At 36.2% G+C, this 24,296-nt stretch carries 25 protein-coding genes and 1 pseudogene; 15 read left to right on the top strand and 11 right to left on the bottom strand.

Annotated features, from left to right (window positions below; all coding sequences use genetic code 11):
* Position 1 precedes the first annotated feature (1 nt).
* From kdpB to kdpDN, 3 genes are all read left to right on the top strand, one after another.
* Positions 2 to 2,101, top strand: a complete 2,100-nt coding sequence (kdpB, locus tag BM350_RS16315) for a potassium-transporting ATPase subunit KdpB (protein ID WP_139207758.1) — start codon at positions 2 to 4, stop codon at positions 2,099 to 2,101.
* Positions 2,102 to 2,119: 18 nt separating this feature from the next.
* Complete coding sequence (kdpC, locus tag BM350_RS16310; protein ID WP_090919167.1) at positions 2,120 to 2,701, top strand: K(+)-transporting ATPase subunit C; 582 nt, start codon at positions 2,120 to 2,122, stop codon at positions 2,699 to 2,701.
* Between the two features lie 65 nt (positions 2,702 to 2,766).
* Positions 2,767 to 3,912, top strand: a complete 1,146-nt coding sequence (gene kdpDN, locus BM350_RS16305) for a KdpD-like non-kinase potassium sensor (protein ID WP_090919225.1) — start codon at positions 2,767 to 2,769, stop codon at positions 3,910 to 3,912.
* A 228-nt stretch (positions 3,913 to 4,140) separates the two neighbouring features.
* On the opposite strand, the gene BM350_RS16300 is transcribed toward kdpDN, so the two are convergent.
* The gene (locus BM350_RS16300; RefSeq protein WP_090919170.1) at positions 4,141 to 5,328 is read right to left on the bottom strand and encodes an MFS transporter; all 1,188 of its coding nucleotides are present in this window, start codon (positions 5,326 to 5,328) and stop codon (positions 4,141 to 4,143) included.
* 158 nt (positions 5,329 to 5,486) lie between these two features.
* Here BM350_RS16300 and BM350_RS16295 point away from each other — a divergent pair, with 158 nt between their 5' ends.
* Positions 5,487 to 5,957: a MarR family transcriptional regulator gene (locus BM350_RS16295; protein ID WP_090919174.1), complete on the top strand. Its 471-nt coding sequence runs from the start codon at positions 5,487 to 5,489 to the stop codon at positions 5,955 to 5,957.
* 123 nt (positions 5,958 to 6,080) lie between these two features.
* Positions 6,081 to 6,935, top strand: a complete 855-nt coding sequence (locus tag BM350_RS16290; RefSeq protein WP_090919177.1) for a patatin-like phospholipase family protein — start codon at positions 6,081 to 6,083, stop codon at positions 6,933 to 6,935.
* A 34-nt stretch (positions 6,936 to 6,969) separates the two neighbouring features.
* On the opposite strand, the gene BM350_RS16285 is transcribed toward BM350_RS16290, so the two are convergent.
* Positions 6,970 to 8,271, bottom strand: a complete 1,302-nt coding sequence (locus tag BM350_RS16285; protein WP_090919180.1) for an NCS2 family permease — start codon at positions 8,269 to 8,271, stop codon at positions 6,970 to 6,972.
* Positions 8,272 to 8,506: 235 nt separating this feature from the next.
* On the opposite strand from BM350_RS16285, the gene BM350_RS16280 reads away from it, so the two are divergent.
* The 3 genes from BM350_RS16280 (at position 8,507) to BM350_RS16270 (ending at position 10,865) form a co-directional block, all read left to right on the top strand.
* Complete coding sequence (locus BM350_RS16280; protein WP_090919183.1) at positions 8,507 to 9,370, top strand: SDR family oxidoreductase; 864 nt, start codon at positions 8,507 to 8,509, stop codon at positions 9,368 to 9,370.
* 253 nt (positions 9,371 to 9,623) lie between these two features.
* A complete protein-coding gene (locus tag BM350_RS16275; protein ID WP_090919185.1) occupies positions 9,624 to 10,397 on the top strand; it encodes a L,D-transpeptidase in 774 nt (257 codons plus the stop codon).
* 195 nt (positions 10,398 to 10,592) lie between these two features.
* Entirely contained in the window at positions 10,593 to 10,865 is a 273-nt protein-coding gene (locus BM350_RS16270; RefSeq protein WP_090919188.1) for a hypothetical protein, read from the top strand.
* Positions 10,866 to 10,931: 66 nt separating this feature from the next.
* On the opposite strand, the gene BM350_RS16265 is transcribed toward BM350_RS16270, so the two are convergent.
* The 7 genes from BM350_RS16265 to BM350_RS16235 form a co-directional block, all read right to left on the bottom strand.
* A complete protein-coding gene (locus tag BM350_RS16265) occupies positions 10,932 to 11,147 on the bottom strand; it encodes a DUF1540 domain-containing protein (RefSeq protein ID WP_090919191.1) in 216 nt (71 codons plus the stop codon).
* A gap of 75 nt (positions 11,148 to 11,222) precedes the next feature.
* Positions 11,223 to 11,639, bottom strand: coding sequence for a thioredoxin family protein (locus BM350_RS16260; protein WP_090919193.1), 417 nt, complete (start codon positions 11,637 to 11,639; stop codon positions 11,223 to 11,225).
* The gene (locus tag BM350_RS16255) at positions 11,639 to 12,070 is read right to left on the bottom strand and encodes a disulfide formation protein C (protein WP_090919196.1); all 432 of its coding nucleotides are present in this window, start codon (positions 12,068 to 12,070) and stop codon (positions 11,639 to 11,641) included. The genes BM350_RS16260 and BM350_RS16255 overlap by 1 nt, the downstream gene beginning before the upstream one ends.
* A gap of 153 nt (positions 12,071 to 12,223) precedes the next feature.
* On the bottom strand, positions 12,224 to 13,111 hold the full coding sequence (locus tag BM350_RS16250; RefSeq protein WP_090919198.1) for an LCP family protein: 888 nt from the start codon (positions 13,109 to 13,111) through the stop codon (positions 12,224 to 12,226).
* Positions 13,112 to 13,249: 138 nt separating this feature from the next.
* Positions 13,250 to 13,489: a YhdB family protein gene (locus BM350_RS16245; RefSeq protein ID WP_090919201.1), complete on the bottom strand. Its 240-nt coding sequence runs from the start codon at positions 13,487 to 13,489 to the stop codon at positions 13,250 to 13,252.
* A 183-nt stretch (positions 13,490 to 13,672) separates the two neighbouring features.
* A complete protein-coding gene (locus tag BM350_RS16240) occupies positions 13,673 to 14,182 on the bottom strand; it encodes a PCYCGC motif-containing (lipo)protein (RefSeq protein WP_090919203.1) in 510 nt (169 codons plus the stop codon).
* Positions 14,183 to 14,326: 144 nt separating this feature from the next.
* A complete protein-coding gene (locus BM350_RS16235; RefSeq protein WP_090919206.1) occupies positions 14,327 to 14,926 on the bottom strand; it encodes a hypothetical protein in 600 nt (199 codons plus the stop codon).
* 445 nt (positions 14,927 to 15,371) lie between these two features.
* Here BM350_RS16235 and BM350_RS16230 point away from each other — a divergent pair, with 445 nt between their 5' ends.
* The 3 genes from BM350_RS16230 (at position 15,372) to BM350_RS16220 (ending at position 18,324) form a co-directional block, all read left to right on the top strand.
* The gene (locus tag BM350_RS16230; RefSeq protein ID WP_090919228.1) at positions 15,372 to 16,058 is read left to right on the top strand and encodes a response regulator transcription factor; all 687 of its coding nucleotides are present in this window, start codon (positions 15,372 to 15,374) and stop codon (positions 16,056 to 16,058) included.
* A complete protein-coding gene (locus BM350_RS16225) occupies positions 16,045 to 17,454 on the top strand; it encodes a sensor histidine kinase (RefSeq protein ID WP_090919209.1) in 1,410 nt (469 codons plus the stop codon). Before BM350_RS16230 ends, BM350_RS16225 begins: the two co-directional genes overlap by 14 nt.
* Before the next feature lie 309 nt (positions 17,455 to 17,763).
* A complete protein-coding gene (locus BM350_RS16220; protein ID WP_090919211.1) occupies positions 17,764 to 18,324 on the top strand; it encodes a nitroreductase family protein in 561 nt (186 codons plus the stop codon).
* A 31-nt stretch (positions 18,325 to 18,355) separates the two neighbouring features.
* Here BM350_RS16220 and BM350_RS16215 read toward each other — a convergent pair whose 3' ends face one another.
* Positions 18,356 to 18,697 carry a DUF952 domain-containing protein gene (locus BM350_RS16215; RefSeq protein WP_090919214.1) on the bottom strand — a complete coding sequence of 114 codons (342 nt, stop codon included), beginning with the start codon at positions 18,695 to 18,697 and terminating at the stop codon, positions 18,356 to 18,358.
* 167 nt (positions 18,698 to 18,864) lie between these two features.
* Here BM350_RS16215 and BM350_RS16210 point away from each other — a divergent pair, with 167 nt between their 5' ends.
* The 4 genes and pseudogenes from BM350_RS16210 to BM350_RS16195 all read left to right on the top strand — a co-directional run.
* Complete coding sequence (locus tag BM350_RS16210; RefSeq protein ID WP_090919217.1) at positions 18,865 to 20,283, top strand: SpoVR family protein; 1,419 nt, start codon at positions 18,865 to 18,867, stop codon at positions 20,281 to 20,283.
* Between the two features lie 218 nt (positions 20,284 to 20,501).
* Positions 20,502 to 21,071 carry a GNAT family N-acetyltransferase gene (locus BM350_RS16205; protein ID WP_090919220.1) on the top strand — a complete coding sequence of 190 codons (570 nt, stop codon included), beginning with the start codon at positions 20,502 to 20,504 and terminating at the stop codon, positions 21,069 to 21,071.
* Positions 21,072 to 21,155: 84 nt separating this feature from the next.
* On the top strand, positions 21,156 to 22,412 hold the full coding sequence (locus BM350_RS16200; protein WP_090919222.1) for a neutral/alkaline non-lysosomal ceramidase N-terminal domain-containing protein: 1,257 nt from the start codon (positions 21,156 to 21,158) through the stop codon (positions 22,410 to 22,412).
* A 208-nt stretch (positions 22,413 to 22,620) separates the two neighbouring features.
* A pseudogene (locus BM350_RS16195) lies at positions 22,621 to 22,704 on the top strand (IS6 family transposase); the annotation flags it as partial.
* 265 nt (positions 22,705 to 22,969) lie between these two features.
* On the opposite strand, the gene BM350_RS16190 reads toward BM350_RS16195, so the two are convergent.
* Positions 22,970 to 24,289 carry an amino acid permease gene (locus tag BM350_RS16190; RefSeq protein ID WP_090948271.1) on the bottom strand — a complete coding sequence of 440 codons (1,320 nt, stop codon included), beginning with the start codon at positions 24,287 to 24,289 and terminating at the stop codon, positions 22,970 to 22,972.
* Between the last annotated feature and the right edge of the window lie 7 nt (positions 24,290 to 24,296).

Raw genomic sequence — 24,296 nt, 5'->3', positions numbered from 1 at the left:
GATGAAACCTGTAGTGGTAAAAGATAAACAACCGAATCAATCGATTGTATCGCCAAAAACGGCAGTCGAAAATGAAGTGAGACAAGCAAAAACGATGGATCGTGACATTATTACACATGCGATAAAAGAAGCTTTTACAAAATTGAATCCACGAGTGATGGTAAAAAATCCGATTATGTTCGTGGTAGAAATTGGGTTTTTCCTAACATTAATTTTATCATTTTTACCTAATGGATCTAGTAGTATCCCAGGGTGGTTCAATATAACGGTTTCTCTTATTCTTTTATTCACTGTTTTGTTTGCTAATTTTGCAGAAGCATTAGCAGAAGGACGCGGGAAAGCACAAGCTGATTCTTTAAAACAATCGAAAAAAGATGTATTTGCAAATGTAATAAAAGAAAATGGAAGTGTTGCTAGAGTTTCAGCAACTGAACTAAAAAAAGGTGATGTTGTTCTTGTAAAACAAGGTGAAATGATTCCTAGTGATGGAGAAGTCATCCGAGGTTTAGCGTCTGTTGATGAATCAGCTATTACAGGGGAATCCGCACCAGTTATGAAAGAGGCTGGCGGCGATTTTTGCTCCGTTACAGGCGGAACAATGGTGGTAAGTGATGAAATTACAATTCGAATTACAAGTAATCCTGGTGAATCTTTCTTAGATAAAATGATTTCTTTAGTAGAAGGGGCATCTCGTCAAAAAACACCAAATGAAATTGCTCTTAATACGGTCTTAATGAGTTTAACACTTATTTTCTTAATCGTTGTTGTGACATTGCCGATCTTTACGAATTATCTTGGTTTTCAAATTGATACATCTATACTCGTTGCACTTCTTGTTTGTTTAATTCCAACAACAATTGGTGGTTTGTTATCCGCAATTGGGATTGCAGGTATGGACCGTGTAACGAAGTTTAACGTGTTAGCGATGAGTGGTAAAGCGGTGGAAGCAGCTGGTGATATTAACACAATTATTTTAGATAAAACAGGTACAATTACATTTGGTAATCGTATGGCACATACGCTTTTACCAGTAGGAAATGAAACAATTGAACAAGTTGCAAAATGGGCAGCGCTTAGCTCTGTGTTAGATGAGACGCCAGAAGGACGCTCGGTTATTGAATACGTACAATCAAAAGCACTCTCTTATAACGGTACACTTGCTGAACAAGGTGAGTTTGTTCCCTTTAAAGCTGAGACACGTATGAGTGGTGTGGACTTAACGGATGGTGTAAAAGTACGAAAAGGTGCGGTTGGCGCTGTGATTGAATGGGTACAATCGCAAGGCGGTACAGTTCCGAAAGACTTAAATCAAAAAGCGGATTTAATTGCAAAAGAAGGCGGTACACCGCTTGCAGTTGCAGCGAATGATCGTATTTACGGATTAATTTATTTAAAAGATACTGTAAAACCAGGTATGCGCGAACGATTTGAACAGCTTCGTCAAATGGGGATTAAAACGGTAATGTGTACAGGTGATAACCCGCTTACTGCCGCAACCATTGCGAAAGAAGCTGGTGTAGATGAATTTGTTGCAGAATGTAAACCAGAAGATAAAATTGCGGTCATTAAAGCAGAGCAAGACAAAGGAAAGCTTGTTGCGATGACAGGTGATGGTACAAATGATGCACCAGCTTTAGCGCAAGCGGATGTTGGTCTGGCGATGAATAGTGGTACAGCTGCAGCGAAAGAAGCAGCAAATATGATTGATTTAGATTCAAACCCAACGAAAATTATTGAGGTTGTAGGGATTGGTAAGCAGTTATTAATGACACGCGGTGCGCTAACAACATTTAGTATCGCAAATGATATTGCGAAATACTTTGCGATTATCCCAGCGATGTTTACATTGGCAATTCCGCAAATGGAAGCTCTGAACGTGATGAAATTACATTCACCGCTATCAGCGATTTTATCAGCGCTTATCTTTAACGCGATTATTATCCCGATGCTTATTCCGCTAGCGATGAGAGGGATTGCTTATAAACCGATGAGTTCTAATGCATTGTTAGGACGTAACCTATTTATTTACGGACTTGGTGGAGTCATTGTTCCGTTCGTCGGCATTAAGCTGATTGACATGATTGTCGGATTGTTTATTTAAAGAAAAGGGGAAATGAAAATGTTTGAAAAACAAAAGATACTTTCACCTGTCATTCGTGTAACCTTTACATTTCTTGTTATATGCGGGCTTATATATCCACTGCTAGTTACAGGAATTGCACAAGCGGTCATGAAAGATAATGCAGACGGGAGCCTTATATATAATGAAAACAATGAAGTCATTGGTTCGAAATTAATTGGTCAAAATTTTACAGACCCACGTTATTTTCATGGACGTGTCTCTAGTATAGAATATAAGTCAGAAGCATCTGGATCTAATAACTATGCACCGTCCAATCCAGATTTAGTAAAACGTGTAGAAGAAAGTGTGGAAAATTGGAAGAAGGAAAATCGGGAAGTTCCTGTTACGGAAGTTCCGATGGATTTAGTAACGAATTCAGGTTCAGGATTAGATCCAGATATTAGCCCACAATCGGCTTACGTACAAGTAGATCGTATCTCTAAAATAACGAATATTCCGAAAGAAGAAATTAATAAGCTGATTGAATCGCAAACAGAAGGGCAAGCACTTGGGTTATTTGGAGAAGATCGTGTCAACGTGTTGAAGTTAAATGTAGAATTACAAAAAATGATTAAATAATAACAATGCTACCTCAATCGTTTAGATTGAGGTAGCATTGTTTGGTCGGAAAGGGTGCATTTGTAATGTATGCAGATGACTATAAGCCAACGTTTCAAAGACGAACGCCAGAAGAATATTTAGAATATATTCGTCAACTAAACAGGGGGAAGTTAAAGCTTTATGTCGGAGCAGCTCCTGGAGTCGGAAAAAGTTATAAAATGCTTTTTGATGCAAGAGAGATGCGAAAAGAAGGCATTGATGTTGTAATTGGTCTCATCGAAACTCATGAGCGAAAAGAAACAGAAGAGGCGATTGCTGATTTAGAAGCGGTTCCTTTAAAAGAAATTCATTATAAAGGAAAAGTGTTTCCAGAACTGAATGTTGAAGCAATTATAAAACGTGCACCACAAGTTGTTATTGTGGATGAGTTAGCCCATACGAATATCCCTGGTTCGAAACATAAAAAACGCTATCAGGATGTGGAAGAATTATTGGATGCTGGCATTGATGTTTTGTCTGCATTTAATATTCAACATTTGGAAAGTGTTCACGATATTGTTGAGCAAATTACAGGAGTCAAAGTAAGAGAGCGCGTTCCTGACTTCATTTTACAAAAGGCAAATGAAATTCAGCTTGTGGATGTAACGCCAGAAGTACTTCGAAAACGATTGATGGACGGAAAGATATATAAGGAAGAAAAAATTCAACGGAGCTTAAATCATTTTTTTACCCTTAATAATTTAGGGGCGCTCCGCGAATTATCACTTCGAGAAGTTGCGGATGATATGGATGAGAAAATTAGTCAATTTACTGAGGAACCAATTGGAGTAAAGGAAAAGATTCTTGTTTGCGTGCAGTACAGTTCTACAGCAGAAAAGCTTATTCGCCGTGGATGGCGCATGGCAAACCGTTTAAATGCAGAATTATATGTACTAAATGTAGAAAGAGAAACGATTGAATCTATATCAGAAGCAAAAAAACAAGTTATTGAAGAATGGAAAGCGTTAACGAATCAATTTGATGCAACCTTTTTATTAGAAGAAGCAAAAGGAAGTAAGCCGGCAGATGCAATTATTAAGGTGGCAAGAGAGCGACAAGTCACACAAATTTTGCTTGGACAATCAGCAAGAACAAGATGGGAAGAAATTCGCAAAGGTTCCATTGTAAATGAAATTATGAGACAGACGAAGAATATTGATATTCATATTGTGGCGGATCAAAGAGGATAAGAATCTCTAAAAGTAGTTTTTAGAGATTCTTTTTTCACGATTACTATATACAAGTTAAAAAAACTTTTTTTAGGGGAGGACGAGAGCATCTGGCCGTGCATAGAAGCGGTCAGGGCCTTTTCCTGCCACATTCAATGTTTAAAACAAAGAGAGAAAACAAGTCGCGGTCATGTTGTATTTTGCATAACAGTGACTTATACGTCCTGAGTGATTGAAAATATTATCTTTCTAAATTGCTTCTTTTCTTGTTTGAGAATGAATAAAATTCTTAATTGCATATAAGAGAAACAATAGAAAAACTATAGATCCTGAAAAGAAAATCCAAAAGTAATTTTGATCAAATAATAGAAAACTTCCAAGGAGTGGACCGACTCCCATTCCGAAGTAGCGAATAAAGTTATAGATGCCAATAGCAGTTGCACGTTCATCCACAAATTCTTCTGTTAATAATGTTGTATGAGTTGGCATTGATAATCCCATGCTGAATCCGTATAAAGAAATGACGATAATAAGGATAGGGACATTCATGCTATAGGTGATAGAAAATAATAAGATACATGCAATATGAAAGAAACTTGTAAAGAGTAAAGCATGTTTTGTCTGGATTTTCTTTTGCAATATTTTATAACAATAGCTGCCTACCATCATACATAATGACATGGGAACAAAGATGAGCCCAATCGTATCTGGATGAAGATGAAATAAAGTTTTTAATATGGATGGTAAAAAGACAAGGAAGCAAAAGTAAAGATAAAATTGCATAAAACCAATTATAACAATGGTAAAACCAATCTTATTTTGTAAAACGCGAAAGTAGTGTTTTGCTGCTTGTTGTTTTATAGAAGAAACAGGCTTTGTTTCTGGAAGTAAAACAATGTTTATAAGTAATAAAATGATACTAATCGTCCCTAAAAAGAGAAAGATAGAAACGTGACCATTTCTATTTCCTAAATAGCCCCCCATTAAAGGACCAATAGCAGGTGCCAGTGCTAAAAGCATCTGGTAGATGCTCATTGCTTTGCCGCGTTCATTACCTTCATATAAATCTCCAATGATGGTAGCTGAAACAACTGGAATAGCTGCTGTTCCAAAAGCTTGAATGGCTCTAAATACAAGAAATACATAAATGTTTGATGAAAAAGCACAACCTATTGAGCCGATGAAACTCATCAATAGCCCTGGAATGAGAATGTATTTTCGTCCTTTTGTATCAATAAGTGGGCCATATACAATTTGCATAATCGCAAGTACAAAAGTAAAAAAGGAAACAGTAAGATTGACTAAATATAATGATGTATGAAATGACCCCTGAATCATTGGCAAGATAGGAGTATACATATTTTGGGCTAGTGAGCCTAATAAAGCGCTAATACAAACGACATAGAAAATAGGTGTTCGGTTTGTTGTAGTTGTCATAAATAACCCTCCTTATTTTAGTTTCCTTGGAAACTAAAATAATTTTAACATAATTTTCTTTTTTGTAAATAGATAGTGTAAATTATATTTAAAATATGGAATACTATAAAGTATAATTGTTTCTAAGGAAACGTAATTTGTGTTTGGAGGGAAACAAATTGAACTGCACAGCTGAGCAAAAACAAATATTAGTTGATATGCAAGCACTTATTCATAAGAAAGAAGAGTACATGAAAGAAGTACATGAACAATTTTTAGGTGAAATGGGGATAAATGATATTTCATTATCAGAATTACATGTGATTGCCTGTATAGGAGAAGAAGGCTTAATGAATGTAACGGCAATTACTGAAAGTATGGGAATGACAAAAGGGGCCATTTCTAAAATTTGTACAAAATTATTTAATAAGAATTTTGTTGAAAAGATGAAAATGTTGAACAACCAAAAAGAAATATTCTTCCGTTTAACAGACAAAGGGAGAGAAATATATACTGCTCATGAAACGTTACATAATCAAGCTGAAGAAGAGTGGTTATTATTTTTAGATAAATATACAAAAGAAGAGCTGGAGGTTATTCAACAATTCATAGCGGATGTAACGATGCATATAGGAACGAAGGAGAGATAAAGAGATATTTCGTTTCAGGCAAGTCGTCTGAATATGGTTTCTCAAAAGTTTTATATATAATAGAAAGAGATATTTAACAAAGTGAATCATCATAAAGTATATATAGAACGAGGAGAGAGAGCCATGCTTGAAAATACGGGTTTAGTATTAGAAGGCGGCGGTATGCGCGGCGTATATACAGCTGGTGTATTAGAATATTTTATGGAAAACGATTTACATTTTCCATATGTGATTGGTGTATCAGCGGGTGCGTGTAATGCAGCGTCGTATCTTTCAAGACAAAAAGAGAGAAATAAAACAGTAAACATTGAATATGTGACACATCCAAGATATTTATCGTATACAAACTTTTGGAAAAAGCGTCAGCTCTTTGATATGGATTTTATTTTTCGTGAAATTCCGATGCAACATGTACCATTTGATTTTGAAACGTATTTTAATACGGAGCAGCAATTTCTTGTTGGAACAACGGATTGTGAAACGGGACAACCTGTCTATTTTGAAAAAGGCCATTCACAAGAAGAAGCATTAACAGTATTACAAGCGTCAAGTTCATTGCCTTTTGTCGCGCCTGTCGTAGAATTTGACGGGAAAAAGTTATTGGATGGTGGCATCTCAGATCCAATTCCTGTTCGAAAAGCGCAGGAAGATGGTTACAGAAAATCAGTTGTTATTTTGACAAGGAATAAAGGGTATGCGAAGAAAAAATCAAAATTTGGATGGATTGCAGGGAAAGCATATAAAAAATATCCTAAATTAGTAGACGCAATGTTAACTCGTTACGAAGTGTATAATGAAACCCTTCATTATATTGAAAAAGAAGAAGCAGCTGGAAATATATTTGTGATTCGGCCGACAGAACAATTACAAGTGAATCGTATGGAGAAGAATCCAGAAAAATTACAGCGCTTGTATGATCAAGGATTTCGAGATGCTGAGAAAATGTATGGAGACTTGGTGCAATTTCTTAGTAAGTAAAAAGGTGACTCAAAGTAATATGAGTCACCTTTTTTTAATGTGGTATAAATACTAACTGATAAGCAAATAAAATACCAAATACGTATACAAGCGGATGAACCGCACGGAATTGTCCTTTTGCCACTTTCATAAGAGGGTATGAAATGAAGCCAAGCGCAATACCTGTTGCAATACTTGATGTAAGCGGCATGCTTAAAATCACTAAAAATGCAGGGAAAGCTTCATCAAATGCATCCCAATCAATGTGACGAACTGCGCCCATCATTAAGCTACCAACAATAATTAATGATGGTGCTGTAATAGCGGAAACGCCAGATACTGCACCGACAAGTGGTCCGAAGAATGCAGTTGCTGCAAACAGTGCCGCAACAGTTAATGTTGTTAAGCCTGTACGACCACCAGCCGCAACACCAGCAGAAGATTCAATATAAGCAGTTGTTGGTGTTGTCCCAAACATAGAACCAATCGTTGCTGAAATAGAATCGGAAAGAAGAGCACGTCCGGAATTTGGAAGTTTGCCATCTTTCATCAGGCCGCCTTGCTGTGCAACACCAAGTAGTGTACCTGTTGTATCGAATAATGTTACAAGGAAGAGCGAGAAGACAACGCCGTATAATCCGTAGTGAATGACATCGGACACTGCTGTAATTGGATTAGAAACAATTACGCCTTCTGGTAAACCTGGCAGAGAGGTAACTCCGTTTGAAAACGTTAATTGTCCAGTAAAGTAAGCGATAACTCCTGTTAATAACATACCGATAAATAATGCACCGTTCACGTTTAAACACATTAGTACTAACGTAATCCCAAGTCCAGCTAATGCAAGTAAAACAGACGGAGAGTGAAGATCTCCAAGCCCAACTAAATTTGAAGGATGTTTCGTAACAATCCCTGTTAGACGTAAGCCGATAAATGCGATAAATAAGCCGATACCAGCTGTAATCGCATGTTTTAAGTTTTCAGGAATAGCTTCCATTAATTTTGTACGGAAAGAAGTTAATGATAGCAAAATTAAAATCATACCTGCTACGAATACAGCAGAGAAAGCAATTGCAAATGTCATGCCTTCATGAGTTTTGACAACTGAGTAAGCAAAGTAAGCATTTAATCCCATACCTGGTGCAATTGCAATTGGTAAATTTGCAAAGAATGCCATACATAATGTTCCGACAACAGCAGCGATGATTGTTGCTGTAAATGCTTGTTCAAATGGAACACCTGCATCACCAAGGATGACTGGGTTTACGACGATAATGTATGCCATTGTTAAGAAGGTAATAATACCAGCCATAATTTCAGTTTTAATAGAAGTTTGATGTTTTGAAAGGTTAAACATAAAAACATCCTTTCTTTTTACGAATAATTGTCACAACAGTTATATATAATATTCGTTATTTTGTTTTTTGGCAAGAGTTTTAGAGAAAGAAATTCATTTTTTCGGTTTTTTATGGAGAAATTTCGAATGTTAAACGCGTTTTCTATGTATATATTTCGTTTTTTGTAAGAATTAAGTATATTTTTTTGATTTCGTACATCATAAGAAAGACATATGATAAGGAGGTTTTTATAGTATGACGGAACAACCGAAGAAAACATTACCCCCGCAACATCAAGAGAAACAGCCGGGAATTGAGAAGATTATGAATCCACGTCCGAAATGTATAGATGAGAATTATGTAGGAAGTGGGAAGCTTCAAGGAAAAGCGGCACTGATTACAGGAGGAGACAGCGGAATTGGAAGAGCGGTAGCGATCGCTTTTGCAAAAGAGGGAGCAAATATAGCGATTGCGTATTTAGATGAGCATGAAGATGCAGAGGAAACGAAGCGCTGGGTCGAAGCGCAAGGCGTAAAGTGTTTTTTATTTCCAGGAGATGTAAGTGAAGAGCAGCATTGCCAACAAGTTGTAGCAGAGGCTGCCACGCAATTGGGAGGTTTACATATTGTTGTGAATAATGTTGCGCAGCAATATCCGCAGCAAGGCTTAGAATTTATTACAGCAGAGCAGCTGGAAAAGACATTTCGAATTAATATCTTCTCGTATTTTTATATAGCAAAAGCGGCACTTGCTCATTTAAAACAAGGTGATGTCATTGTGAACACTGCTTCCATTACGGCGTATGAAGGAAATGAGCAGCTCATTGATTATTCGGCAACAAAAGGAGCGATTGTCTCTTTTACACGTTCATTGGCAAAATCTTTAGTTCCAAAAGGTATTCGAGTTAACGGCGTTGCGCCAGGACCAATTTGGACACCGCTTATTCCATCAAGTTTCGATGAGAAAAAAGTATCTGAATTTGGCAGCAATGTTCCGATGAAACGGCCGGGACAACCGTATGAAGTAGCACCGGCTTATGTATATTTAGCTTCAAATGATTCTACTTATGTTTCGGGACAAATCCTACACGTTAACGGGGGCGTGATTGTTAACGGTTAGGATACTCTCGTGCCGAACGGTGTCGAAAGGTCTTTAAACTGTGTCGAATCGCCGATATATCACAAATTCCGCCGATAAATGTACCATTTCCGCCGATATATTGTAAAAAGCGCTGATATTTTTGAGAGCGCATAAAAAGGGACTGATCGTAAAGATCAGTCTCTCATTCATAAGAATGGGACTTATAGTAAAAACTAAATGAACCATAGTATTTTCATGGTGAGATTTTGAGGGGAATGTGGAGGTGACATTGATGAAAAAAGCATGTTCACTTGCATTATTATTTCTTTTCTTTTTTTTATGGGTACCAATTGCTTTTGCTGAGAAGGCAGATCATTTATTGCTTATAAATTTAGCAACAAATCAATTATCTTTTTTTGAAGATGGAAACTATGTACGAACTTTTCCTATTACAACAGGCAGGAAAAACACGCCTACACCAGAAGGAACATTTTGCATTATTAATAAATATAAAAATAAAGAATATCATCGAAAAAATATTCCAGGTGGTGCACCTAATAATCCACTTGGTACTAGATGGATGGGCTTAAATAAAAATGAATATGGAATTCATGGGACAAATCGTGAATGGACGATTGGCAGACGTGAGTCGAACGGATGTATTCGTATGTATGACCGAGATATTCAATGGTTGTATGAGCGAATTCCATTACAAACGAGGGTAATTATTACTCATTTTCATACATCTCCTGAATATGCAGCGCATCAATTTGGATACCGGGTTGTCAGCTGGAACGGACGTATGCTAGAGGAAGAGCAGATTGGGAAGATTACAACGATCGATCAGACGAAAATATATTGGCAAGAGCCGAACGGACAATTTACAGAAATTCAAACAGTATTACCGAATGAAGTATATCCTGTGTATTCGCAAGGAAAGAAAGGATTTTATTATATAGGGAATAATTTATATATTATGGATGAAAAAGAAACGACAGTAAAGTATGAGCAAGTTCCTTACTCCGTATTAAGCAATATATATAAACGAAAATACGAAGTAAAGTAAAGGATACCGTTTGGGCATGGTATCCTTTTTTCATCCCGCATTAACTGGCAGTAAGATCCGCCACTTCAAGATTCAGAGAGAAACGAGGAAGATAGGTGAGAGATGAAAAAACTCTCCACTGATGGAAGTTTTATTTTATATCGCATCTGAATTCTTCCTTGAATAGAATGTTGTAAAGGTGAGGGGGAATATGCAATGGAAAAGGAAGACGGTAAATTTGCATTTAAAATTTTTTTAATCGCATTGTGCTTATTTGTTATATATTTGTTTATTTCATTTATCTTTTCTATGTACATTCCGTATATAGACTTATTGTTATTGGTGGGATTTGTATGGGCATTTGTTGAAGCGAGAGAGTGTGAAGATAGTATATATCGCCGGATTACATTGGGCGGAACGGCTTTTATTCTTATTGTATATATTGCAATGATGCATGATGTTTGGAAGCAAGGGTTTATTTGGATATAAGAGCGTACGATGATAAAGGCGAAAAAGAAAGCCCATCTCATGTAGTGTGATGAGATGGGCAGCGGTTTAATATTTTGGCTGAAATGTATGGCAACATGTTTCTACACTTGTTGTTGCCGAACTTTCTATCATCTGTCCAGATAAGATTGAATTTGTAAATGACTCGTCCTCTGAATGTATAGACTCTTGAGAGTCAGGTTGTACGAAGATGGCATTTGCTTGACAAAAGTTACCCTGTCCCCAAAATGAGCAGTTAGAGACAGAGCATCGTACTTCTGGCATAGGATCCCCCTCCTTATACAAATAGTGTGAGGTTTTTGAGCACACTTCATGTATACAGGAAGTTTCCTTTTCTTGTTACTTTTTATTTTGTGTAAACCACTTTTTAAATTCGTCTTTCGGTTGTTCTCCTTCAATACGACTTACTTCTTTACCTTCTTTAAAGTGGATGATAGTTGGTGTACCTGTAATTTTAAGTTCATCCCACACAGCCTTTGGTTCATTTTCTAAGTCGATAACTTTCACATCGATGTTCATATCTTTTGCCATTGGAACGATAATTGGTGATACTTTATGGCAGTGTGGACAGCTTGTTTGGTAGAAGTATATCGTTTGATCTTTCTTTTCTTGTATGTTTTTTCGAATATCGTCTAGAGAAATTTTATTTGTGTAGTAATCTGTTTTGGCTTCTTCTTTTTGTTCTATGTTTGATACAGCAAAAATAGCGATTAATAAAGCGATGACAATACCGCCGAAAAGAAACATTTTCTTCATTATTTCATCTCCTTATTTGTCTTTAGTAAAAGAAAACTACAAATTGAAATCGTTACAAACGCAATTAGTGCTAAAAATGGAATTGTGACGAAGCCGAACCAATTAATATACTGTCCTGTACAAGGAACTCGTCCGCATATTGTACCAGCTTCTGAGAAAGCAGGAATTTTTTGAATGGCATAATGGTATAGCGATATACAAGCGCCGATGCTTGCGATTGGAAAAGAATATGTGGCAATGCGGTAATCTTTGCGTGCCACTGCAATTCCAAGCAGTAACACAAATGGATACATAAAAATACGTTGGTACCAACATAATGCACAAGGTTCAAATTTCATAATTTCGGAAAAATATAAGCTTCCGAGTGTAGCAATAAATGAAGTTCCCCAAGCGGTAAATAACAGAGCTTCTTGTTTTTTTTCGCGGTCCATTTTTTATACCTCTCTTATAATAGTTACATACAAAATTATAGTATGAGGAGGAGGGAAAAAGAAAGCAAAATATTCGACAAAATAAAAGTTTTTTACGCTGAAAACTCGGGAATAAAAAAACAAGGTGATATACACCTTGTTTTTCATTGGATTTTAATGGTTTACAGCTTTCGTTGAATTCATAAAAAAGTCGTAAATTGCTTCTTTATTTTTGTGTGGATCAAGTTCTAATACTGCCCCGGCATGTTCGTATGTTTTTGGTTCATATCCATTTGCTACTGGAATTCGCATCGTTTTCACTTTTTCGATAGGATGAACGAGAACGTTACTGCCAAGTGAGAATAGCATTTGAGTATCCATACTAGTTTGAATATAAGGGAGAAGGTCTTGTACCATCATAGGTAATTGGAAGACTCCGTCTACGGATTGCACTTTTTCAGTAAAGGCTTTTTGCAATGCTTGTAGTACTTCTTGCTGGCGCTGTACACGTCCAAAGTCGCTTTCAGCATCATGACGGAAGCGTGCATATTTTAATAATTCTTTTCCGTGTAATCGCTGAGAACCAGGTTGTACATGTAATCCCATATCGTTGATGATTGTCTGTGTTACATTTACGGCAATTCCTTCTGGAGCAACGGTATCTACAATTTTTTCAAATGCGGCAAAGTCGATGGTAACGTAATGGGATACATCGATTCCAAAATTATGTTGGATGGTTTTTCGTAATAATTCAGGACCGCCATAATAGTAGGCGGCATTAATTTTATTATACTTTTTATCGTATGTAGGAATCTCTACGTAGCTATCGCGCATAATAGAAGCAAGCTTGACCGTTTTTTCTTGTTTATTATATTGTGCAATCATAATCGTATCAGCTCTAGCTTGTGCTTCCCCGCGTGAATCGCTTCCAATTAGGAGTACATTAAGTAATCCTTGTTCGTTTTTCACTCCTTGAAACTTAGGCGGTGTTTGTTTTGGTGATTTTTGACAACCAATTATCAATAGTACGATAAGTAAAAGTAAGTAAATGTGTTTTTTCATACCATCACGTCCGTTTGCTTAATGTTCATAATATGCATTATGAACAATAGCTTGGCAAAATATACAAAAACGCTACCCCGGTGCATAGGGATAGCGTCTTATCATAGTAGGAGCTCAATTCGTTTTATATGTTGTGATTTACATATGGACTTGTTCTGTATATGTTTTCTGCGTAGCATGATCAATATATTGAAACAAAAGTTGAAGCTGTTTGTCAATTTCTGATAAATCTTTGCCGTATTGATACGCATGTAGGAAGTGTTCAATTCGTTTCGAAAACAACTGATCTTCTGTTTGTACCATAAGTACAAGCAGTTTCTCCCAATTACAGCAATATGTGTAATAAAGGGCCTTATCGTAGTCGGTGTATGTGTGCATTGTGTGCCTCCTTTAATGAGGAGTTATATATAGTGTGTGACAGAAAAAAAGAAATACACTTGAAAGAATTTGTTAACAGTGCGATGGAATTAATGAGGCTTTACATAAAAAAACGAGGGAGATAATTCCTCGTTTTTCTTTCGTTTAAATGGGGAATATTTTAATACATCAAAAAATTTTATTTTACGATTTTGGCATTGGAGTAGGTGTTGGTTTTGCATATCCTTCTTTATATTTATTATCAATGTATTTTCGAATTTCAAGCGGCGATTTACCTTTTTCTTGTAATCTTGCTGATTCTAGTGCAATCTCTAAGCAATTTACACAAGTTGTTGCGTGAGAATCCCAAACAACTTGACCATCTTTTTTGATTTCACGAATAAAGCAGTTTTTATTGCTTTTATGTCCCGCGCTCTCACCGCATCCGCAGTAGCATGGAATCCATTGAAGTAATTCAGCGTGCTGTCCTGCCACATCGTAAACTTTTTTAATTTGTGCATCATGTTCAGATAAGAAAGAAGGAAGTGTATCGATTCCTTTTGTTGTTTCGGCAATATCTCTTTGCTCTTCTGTATGATGTTTATGTGATGAGCTCGTTTCTTTTGCTGGTTGTTTTTGTTCCGTATTGTTGCAGCCTATCATTGTAAATGTAAGTATTCCCGTCATACAACATAACAAAAGCGGCTTTTTCATTGGCATCCCCCTTTATTTTCACTTTACTGAAATTGTAACAGTCTCCTCAGTTGTTTCCTACGAGAAATGGACAGGTATTAAACATATATTAAGCGTAGCTCACTTTTAGAAGTAAAAAAGAAGGAGCGAATATACACTCCTTCCTTATTTTGCTTTTTTCACTTTTATTTCAGCTTTTAATTTCTTCATTTCAGCTTTTATATCCTCTTTTTTCACATTTAATTTTTCAGCAATTTGTTTTACATTCATACCGTCTTTCTTCATTTTTAAAACGTCATTTAAAGGTGTGTTACTCTTTTGTGAAATAATGTTGAGCGCAGCAAGCTGGAATAAAGATACTTCATAGTCACGCATTGTTTGTTTCACTTGGTCTGGCGTTGATTTTTGCATGTCTGCTACTTTTTGAAACAATTTTGCTTTCATCTCTTTACTCATATGATGTTTATGTAGTTTCTTCGCATCAACGCCGAAGTGCTGCGCAGTTTCTTTCCATACTCGTTTTTGTTTATAGTAGTCTAATACAGTGTTAATATCTTTGCCGCTTAACTTTGCGATACGAGCCGCTTTCCAAATTTCATGCTTTTGATAGCCTTTTTCTGTTAATGATTTGTATTGCTCTTCAGAAATAAATTTGTGGTGTTTCGTTTCTGCTCGTGAGTTATCCGTAGAAGCGTATGCAGTTAGCGATGTTGCTCCGCATAATAATGATACCGCTAACATTCCTGTTACTAGCTTTTTCTTCATGTTCTATCACTCCTATATGTAGTTGATTGCTTTTGTTATAGCTTATCCAAAAAGTATGACAAAACTATGAACAAATTATGTTTTAAATAGGTACAAATTAAAAAATCGACATAAAAACCCTCTTTCTTTTTAGGTAGGCGAGATCATCTGGCCATGCATAGAAGCAACTTATATGTTAAAAATTTAAAATAGATTTATCCCGCATTAACGGGCAGTAAAACCCCCACCTCAAGATTGAGAGAGAATCGAAGAAGATAGGTGGAGGATAACTGCCCGTAAAAGCCCGATTGGGCGGGCTTTCCATCAGTGGGGATGAAGAAAACCCCCGCTGATGGAAGTTTCACTTTATATGTATGTACGAAAAAAGAGAGGTAGCAAGTTGTTTCTATATGATAAGAGTTTTAAAATGAAGAAAAAGATTTCAATGAATGGAGAAGATGCTGCGATGCATGTATTAATTGTAGAGGATAATGAGAGTGTGTGTTCCATGCTTGAAATGTTTTTTTTGAAAGAAAACTTTCAAGTAACATTTGTCGCAGATGGCTTAGAAGCATATGCATTGGTTCAAAAGAAAGAATGGGATTTGCTTATTATAGATTGGATGATTCCAGGGATGGATGGTATAAAACTATGTAAAAAAATAAGAGAAAGCAGTGACGTTCCTATCATTATGTTAACAGCAAAAGATAGCGAAGCAGATCAAGTGCTAGGGTTAGAAATTGGGGCAGATGATTATGTTACAAAGCCGTTTAGCCCGCTTGCATTAATCGCAAGGATGAAGGCAGTTGTTCGTCGTTTATCCAAAAAACAGGTAAAAAGTGAAACGAATCATTTTCATATTAATGAAGAAACGAGAGAAGTATTTTTAGACGGCGTGAAAGTGAATAATTTAACGCCAAAAGAATTTGAATTACTCCTCTTTTTTACGAAGCACCCACGCCAAGTATTTCGAAGAGAGCAGCTCTTAGAACGCATTTGGGGATATCAATTTTACGGAGATGAACGAACGGTGGATGTACATATTAAACGGCTTCGTAAAAAAATTAGGACTGACTCGCATATATGGATTCATACTGTATGGGGCATCGGTTACAAATTTGATGAAGTGGTAGCTGTCTGTGAAAAGGATTAAATATTTTTATAAGTTATTGTTTAGTTACATTTTTGTTTTACTTGTTGCCTTTATTCTATTAAGCGTCATGTTTTTAAGTTTAGCTGAAAATCTTGCTTATGAAACAAAGGTAGAAGAGCTTACTTCTTATGGGACTAAAATTATTGATGAGCTTGAGAAAAAAGAAATGGATGTTCATGTTGTGAAATTGAAACATTTTTCTAGTCTATTACGTGCACGTGACACAAAGTTTTTCATCTTTAATGAAAAGGGAGAAATTACGCAATCACCCGTTCATGTAAAGAAAAATCCATTGTTAAGCGAGGCGGAATGGAAGAAAATTCAACATGGTGAAACATTGAAAATAAAACGAGACGTGAACAGATTTGAACAGCCTGTATCAATTGTTGCGATTCCATATATGAGAAATGGTGAACTGCAAGGAGGTGTGATGTTAACGTCTCCCATTCACAGTACACTTGAAATTATTACGGAATTAAATCGTTATTTATTAATTGCAGCAGGTGTTACGTTTCTAATTGTACTCGTAGTCAGTATTTTTTTCTCGCGCTCTTTAGTAAAACGGGTGCAGCGCCTTCGCAAGGCAACCGCAATGATTGCAAAAGGTCAGTATGATGTACATATTCCTATTGGACAATATGATGAAATTGGTTTGCTCGGAAACGATTTTAATAATATGGCACAGCAACTTCAGAAAGCACAGACAGAAATCAATCGTTTAGAAAAGCGAAAACGTCAATTTATTGCTGATGTTTCCCATGAATTAAAAACACCGCTTACAACAATGAATGGTTTAGTAGAAGGGATGAAGAATGATCTCATTCCAGAGGAGAAAAAGCAGCGCTGCTATGAAATGATGGAACAAGAAACGAAGCGATTGATTCGCCTCGTTAATGAAACGTTAGACTATGAAAAAATTCTTTCAAATGAAATTACACTTCAAAAAGAAGAAATTGACGTAAAGGAAATCTTTGAAGTCATTAGTGAACAATTAGAACTGCAAGCAGAAGAAAAAGGAAATAAAATTGAAATCGATGTCCCGGCTCGTTTATTTGTTTACGCTGATTATGACCGGTTGCTTCAAATTTTACTGAACATCACCAAAAATAGTCTGCAATTTACAGAGAACGGAACGATTCTATTACGAGGAAAAAAAGAAGGACAAACAATAAGTATTGAAATTACAGATACAGGAATAGGAATGAAGCAAGAAGAAGTCGCTGTCATATGGTCGCGTTTTTATAAAGCGGATGCTTCTAGAACGAATAGCTATGGTGAATTTGGATTAGGGTTATCGATTGTCAAGGAACTTGTGAAACTGCACGATGGAACGATTGAAGTAACGAGTGAACAAGATAAAGGAACAACGTTTATCATACGTTTTCTCAGGTCATAAAAATCGTCTTACATAAAGTAAGGCGATTTTTTGTTACGTCAGGAAAAGGATTTAATCGCTTCTATACATGTCCAGAAAGTGAAACTTCCGTCAGTGGGGGTTTTCTTCATCCCCCACCTATCTTCTTTGCTTCTCTCTGAATCTTGAGGTGGGAGTCTTACTGCCCACGAATAGCGGGATAAAAAGAAAAGAGTTTTTTTGTATTAAATATTGATTTATATAAGGAAACTAACTTATAATTGAAATTGATAATCTTTATCAACTAAAAGAGTATACATATAGATATAAAATGATGAAGGAGAGGAAAAGATGACAACTTATACTTCCATCGCAACTGTTGTGAAAGAAAGAAGATCAATTCGGACATTTATAAATAAAGTAGTAGAAAAAGAATTATTGATTGAATTATTAAATGATGCAACGTGGGCACCGAATCATAAACACCGCGAGCCGTGGCAATGTAAATTATTTATGGGAGACGGCCGCAAAACATTTGTAAACGCTGTTTTAAGCTCATTTTCAGCAGAGGAAAGAGAAAAACGCGGAAAAATGCTAACAGAACGGTTTATGAATACACCAGCTCAAATCGTTGTTTATATGGATGAAGACCCGCGCCAAGTACAGCGTGATGAAGACTATGCTGCTGTATGTGCATTTATACAAAACTTTCAGCTTCTAGCTTGGGAACATCAATTAGGAACTGTTTGGAAAACGGGCGGACTCATTTACAATCCTGATTTTATGAAAGCAATTGGTTTAACGAAAGGACACAGAATTGTTGGTGTTTTACATGTTGGATATTTTGATAAAGTACCAGAAGGAAAAGAGCGTACGCCGATTATGGAGAAGCTGGAGATTATTGAAGGATAACAAAGAAGGATGCATGAGCATCCTTTTTTTGTTATGCGAGTTCTGCTGGAAGAGTGAATGTTCCATCGTTATGTTGATGTAATGTGTAGACGTGTGTAATCGCACTTGTATGTATGGCACCGTAAATGTGCGGATATCGTTCACCGTTTGCAGCTAATTCGTACTTAATTTCTGCTTGTACACGTTCGGCATCAATCGCTAACAATACAAGAGAAGGTTTTGATGCAAAATGTTTATGAGCAACTCGTAATGATTGATGAAGAAATGAGCAGTGAATGAAGCCTTCATCGTGTAAAGAAGGTTCGACAATTGCTCCTGTTTCCTTTGCGTTCTCCCACGCTTGTACTGTCATAACTTTCATGATTGTTTTCATAGTATTGTCCCCTTTGTAATGACTGTTTTCCTAAAGAAAATTTTACATGTTTTTCAAGTTAATCGCATCTAAAAGATAAAATAAATAGAGGTAGTTTCTTTAATCTTCATGAAAGCTTGCTTCTATTCATACACTTTCATAAGGGAAGGTGTAAGGAGGGAAAAGAGATGAGAAGCAGTGAGGAGCAAGCATTGCAATATGCAATTGCGGAAATTACGGAAATCGCGACAGGATTTGGGTTAGATTTTTATCCGATGCGTTATGAAATTTGTCCAGCCGATATTATTTATACATTCGGTGCCTACGGGATGCCAACACGCTTTTCACACTGGAGTTTTGGAAAACAATTTTATAAGATGAAACTTCATTATGATTTAGGACTGAGTAAAATATATGAGCTCGTAATTAACTCTAATCCGTGCTATGCATTTTTATTAGATACAAACTCACTCATTCAAAATAAACTTATTGTTGCTCACGTATTGGCGCATTGTGACTTCTTTAAAAATAATATTCGGTTTTCTAACACAAAACGGGATATGGTGGAAAGTATGGCAGCAACTGCAGAGAGAGTAAAAATTTATGAACATAAATACGGAAAAGCAGAAGTCGAAACGTTTTTAGATGCAGTGTTGGCTATTCAAGAGCACATTGATCCTTCACTTATGAGACCAAAGTTTTCGTGGAGTGCAGATAATCAAGAAGAGGAAAAACAAACAAGAAAGGCTCCTACGCCATATGATGATTTATGGAACTTAGAGAATCGAAATAAGAAACGTGAATTACCTAATGCACGGAAGAAAAGAAAAATTCCGCCGCAACCAGAAAAAGATTTACTTCTCTTTATTGAAAAATACAGCCGCGAACTAGAAGAGTGGCAGCGCGATATTTTAACGATGATGCGTGAGGAAATGCTGTACTTCTGGCCGCAGCTTGAAACAAAAATCATGAATGAAGGCTGGGCTTCGTATTGGCACCAACGCATCCTCCGCGAAATGGACTTAAGCTCGGATGAAGCCATTGAATTCGCGAAGCTAAACGCAGGAGTCGTGCAGCCGTCAAAAACGAGCATTAACCCGTACTACCTCGGTATCAAAATTTTTGAAGACATCGAAGAACGCTATAACAATCCGACAAAAGAAATGATACGCCAAGGCGTAAAACCAAACTCAGGAAGAGAAAAAATCTTTGAAGTGCGCGAAATTGAATGGGACGTATCATTCCTGCGAAATTACTTAAACAAAGAACTTGTCATGCGCGAAGATATGTATTTATTCCAGCGCCAAGGAAAAGATTATAAAGTCATTGATAAAAATTGGGAAAATGTTCGTGATCAGCTAGTCAATATGAGAACAAACGGTGGATTTCCGTATTTAGTTGTCGAAGATGGGGACTATTTAAAGAATGGCGAATTGTACATTAAGCATTGTTATGAAGGAATTGAACTGGATTTAAAATATTTAGAGAAAGTATTGCCATATGTTTATCAAGTATGGGGAAGAACGGTGCATATGGAGTCTACCGTAGAAAATAAGAGTGTTGTGTTTTCATATGATGGGAAGATGGTGCATCGGAAGTATGTGTGAGGGCCGCTGGAATTAGCGGCTTTTTTATAGTGAATGGAGATTTGGTTCTAGGGATGGCGGTGTTTTCATAAGGAATTACTTCTTCACCTTTATTAGCAATCAAAATGATTATGGAATTCTATGTTAGTTTCTTTTATGTTTAGACTATTCTGAATATTCCGGTAGGTTGTATAATACTTGAAACGTTATTGAATCAAGAGTAAGGTGGAGGGATTTTTATGAAAATGTTAGAAACTGAGCGGTTAATGTTAAGGAATTGGCAAGAAAGCGATTATTTGGACTTGTACGAGTATGCAAGTGATGGAAGAGTTGGTCCGAATGCAGGTTGGGCTCCTCATAAAAATATAGAAGAAAGCAAATCTATTATAAACATGTTTATCGAAAATGGTGATTCCTATGCGATTGTTCTGAAATCTGAAAACAAAGTAATTGGTGGACTTGGATTGCATGATAGGATCCCTGACGAATCACTTAAAGACTTAAAACAAAGAGAAATTGGCTATGTTTTAAATCCAAAATACTGGGGAAAAGGATATGTTCCTGAAGTTGTTAATACCGTAATTAAATACGGATTTGAAGAGATGAAATTGGCTATAATTTGGTGTGGACATTACGATTTTAACTTAAAATCCAAAAGAGTGGTTGAAAAATGTGGCTTTAATTATAAGTTTAGTCATGATATCACTTTAAAGCAATTAGAAGATAAAGTAGTGAGCAGTTGGTTCTATAATATTTCTAAAGATGAATATTATAGTAGAATTAAAAAGGAATTAGGGACTAAAATTTAAAAGAAATTCCAAGAAGCAGAAGCGAATTCCGGGCAATTTAGTTGAATGAAATAACAAACTACAAAGATAACTGGAGAGGTCCAAATGAGTAAAGTAGGAATACATAAGGTAGATATTACACCTCCTTTAGGTATTGATTTTATTGGATACCATAGAGAAACAGGGGTCTGTAATATTGATGAACACATTTATGCAACAGTATACGTGTTTGAAAGCAATCAAACAAAGACCATATTTATTAGCATTGATAACATAGGAATGCTAATAGAAGATACCGTAACAATTCGGGAACAAATTGCAAATGAGTTAAATGTTCCATTTGAAAACATAATGGTTACTCATACCCATTCTGGTCCGGAAACAGTTGGTGATGATAAATTAATAAAGTCTTATAAAACGATTCTAATTAACAATGTGGTAAGAGCTGCTGTTATTGCAAATGACAATATGCAACCATCTGAAGTTGGTTGGAACGTAACAATTGGTGAAATAGGAGTAAATCGAAGAGAAAAAACACCTGATGGTAAAGCAAAAATGGGTGTAAATGAAAATGGAGTTGTAGATAAACGAATCGGTGTTTTAGCAATCAGAAACGACCAAACAAAGGATTTAATTGGAATCATTGTATTTTGTACGGCACATCCAAATGTTTTAAAGGGAGATAGTGATAGATTATCAGCCGATTACCCAGGCTTAACAAGGGGAATTCTCGAACAAACACTTAATTGTCCGGTAACAATTGTTCAGGGAGCCTCGGGAAATGTAAATGCAAAATATCGTGGTTCAATGGAAGCATTAAAACAAATGGCTTACATAGTAAGTCGAAATGTTTTAACGATGTTGCCAACAATTACTTACAACTCAATTTCAAAGTTGAAAACTATTTCAAGCACATTACCAATGAAATTAAAGGATATTCCTGAACCTGATGAAATAAAGAAGATGGCGCTATTAGCTGAAAAACATTGGGGCATAAATACTGACGAATGGCTGACTAGCATGTTAGATAAATACAAACAAAATATGAGACAGTTAACAATTGATTTAGAAATTCAGTTACTTCAAATCAATGAAGGTTCATTTTCTGGGATACCGATGGAGCCATTTTCAGAAACAGCTCTAGAGATTAAAGAACAACTGAATAACGAACTCGCTTTTTTGGGTGGTTATACGAACGGTTATCTTGGTTATTTACCTACAAAAGAAGAATATAGATACGGAGGGTATGAAGTAGAACTAAATCCTGTGGTATATGGACCGGTTACAAATTTGTGGATGCCTCCAGAAGAGAATACTGCTGAGCTTGTAATGGACAAAGTTTTGGAACTATATAATTCTTAAAACTTTTATAATGAAGCAGTTTATAGATTAAGAGCTTGGAAATAATCCAAGCTCTTTGTTTATAGGCCCAATAAAGATAATTCTTGTTTTTGGTTCATATTCATAAAAAGCACCTCACCCTTTCTCATTAACATAAGAGAATAGTAACGTGCTTTTAACTTCAAAAATAGTCTAAATCCTTAAGTTGATGGATGTGGGGCAGCACCCAAATATGCTTGGATTAAAATCATTGCAAACAGCTAAAAAAGTGATTGCTGGAATAGAAGTTATGCATATGATTAAAAAAGAACAAACTCCCCAAGGTGAGGAGTCTGTCCAAAAACAGATATATATAAATCCAATTTGTTTTTTTTTACATATAGATTGCTACTATGAAAAAAAGGAACCTGCACTTGTTTGCTCTTTTTGGTTTTCGCTGCGCATGTGGCAGAATTAGGCCCTGAGCGATTCTATGCATGGCCAGTTGCTCTCGCCCACCGAAAAAGAAAAGGGTTTTTATGTTAGTTTTTCAATTTGCATCTATATATCTTATCCACTAGGAATCTTTCAATAGTGAATTAGAATAATGACTTAATACTTGCTAGGACAGTAAGTATACCTATAATAATGACAAATACATTGCTCGCTTTCCCTTTGTATTTAGTTAGTACTGGTACTTTATGGATCGCATACATTGGTAATAGACATAAGATAGCAGCAACTAACGGACCGCTAAGGGCATCAATGAGTCCAAGAATACTTGGATTTGCATAAGCAACATACCAGCATGTTAATACGACAAAAGTAAGGATCATTGTCTTAACCGTTTTTTCTCCTATATCTTTTCCGCGTGTTTTACTGGACTTGATAATCATGTCACGCATTACCTCATATGCTCCTATATAATGGCCAAGGAAGGACTTTGTTATGGCCACAAAAGCAATGATTGGAGCTGCAATAGTGATTATAGGCGAATTAAGCTCATTCGCAAGATATGATAGGATTGACAAGTTCTCTTTTTTTGCCATTATAAGATCATCTGGAGTCAAACTCAAGGTACTGCTCCAAACAAAGAACATAACAACAGCGAATGTCATGATATAACAAACTTTTTGTATTTGAGCACATTTGGCATCAGTAGCTTCTATTCCATAGGTAGCTCTCTGTTTCATAACAAATGACGAAATCATAGGAGAATGATTAAACGAGAATACTATGATTGGTAGTATCATCCATATCGTTCCGAAATATCCTGTTCCTGTTGAAGCGGTAGAGACACTTGAAAAACTAAGCATTGACGTATTCCACTGTGGAATCAAAGATATTGCGATAAAAAGTAGCGAAGCTATGAAAGGATATACTAGCATGCTCATTATCTTTACAGTGATATCTTGACCAAAATTTAGTATAGCTATAAGACCGAGTACTAATACAAGCGATAAAATGGCCCTTGGAGGCTCCGGCATGTGCAATTGATGCACGATAAAACTACTTGCGGTATTTGTAAGTGCAACCGAATACATCAGCACGATCGTATAAATTGAGACGAAATATACTATGTTAAAAATGCTACTTGCCTTATTTCCGAAATACTCTCTTATTGTACCTGTAATCCCCTCATCAGCAGAATTAGAAGCGTATATCATTTTAGCAAGCGCCCTATGTGAGTAATACATAACAGGATATGCAAGTATGGTAATTAACAGTAATGATAATAAACCACCTGAACCTGCATTAATAGGTAAAAAGAGTACTCCGGCTCCAATTGCTGTTCCAAAAAGGCTCAATGCCCAGGTAGTATCCTGTTTATGCCACTTTTTAGGGTCTGGATATTTCTCATTTTTTGCTGCAGTATTTTCAGCTTGAAATTCTATTTTTTTTGCAGTATTTCCATTCATATAATAA

The sequence above is a fragment of the Bacillus sp. 103mf genome (assembly GCF_900116295.1).
Lineage (GTDB): Bacteria > Bacillota > Bacilli > Bacillales > Bacillaceae_G > Bacillus_A > Bacillus_A bruguierae.
Note: the sequence above shows the minus strand (reverse complement) of the source record. Positions and strands in the feature narration are given on the sequence as shown.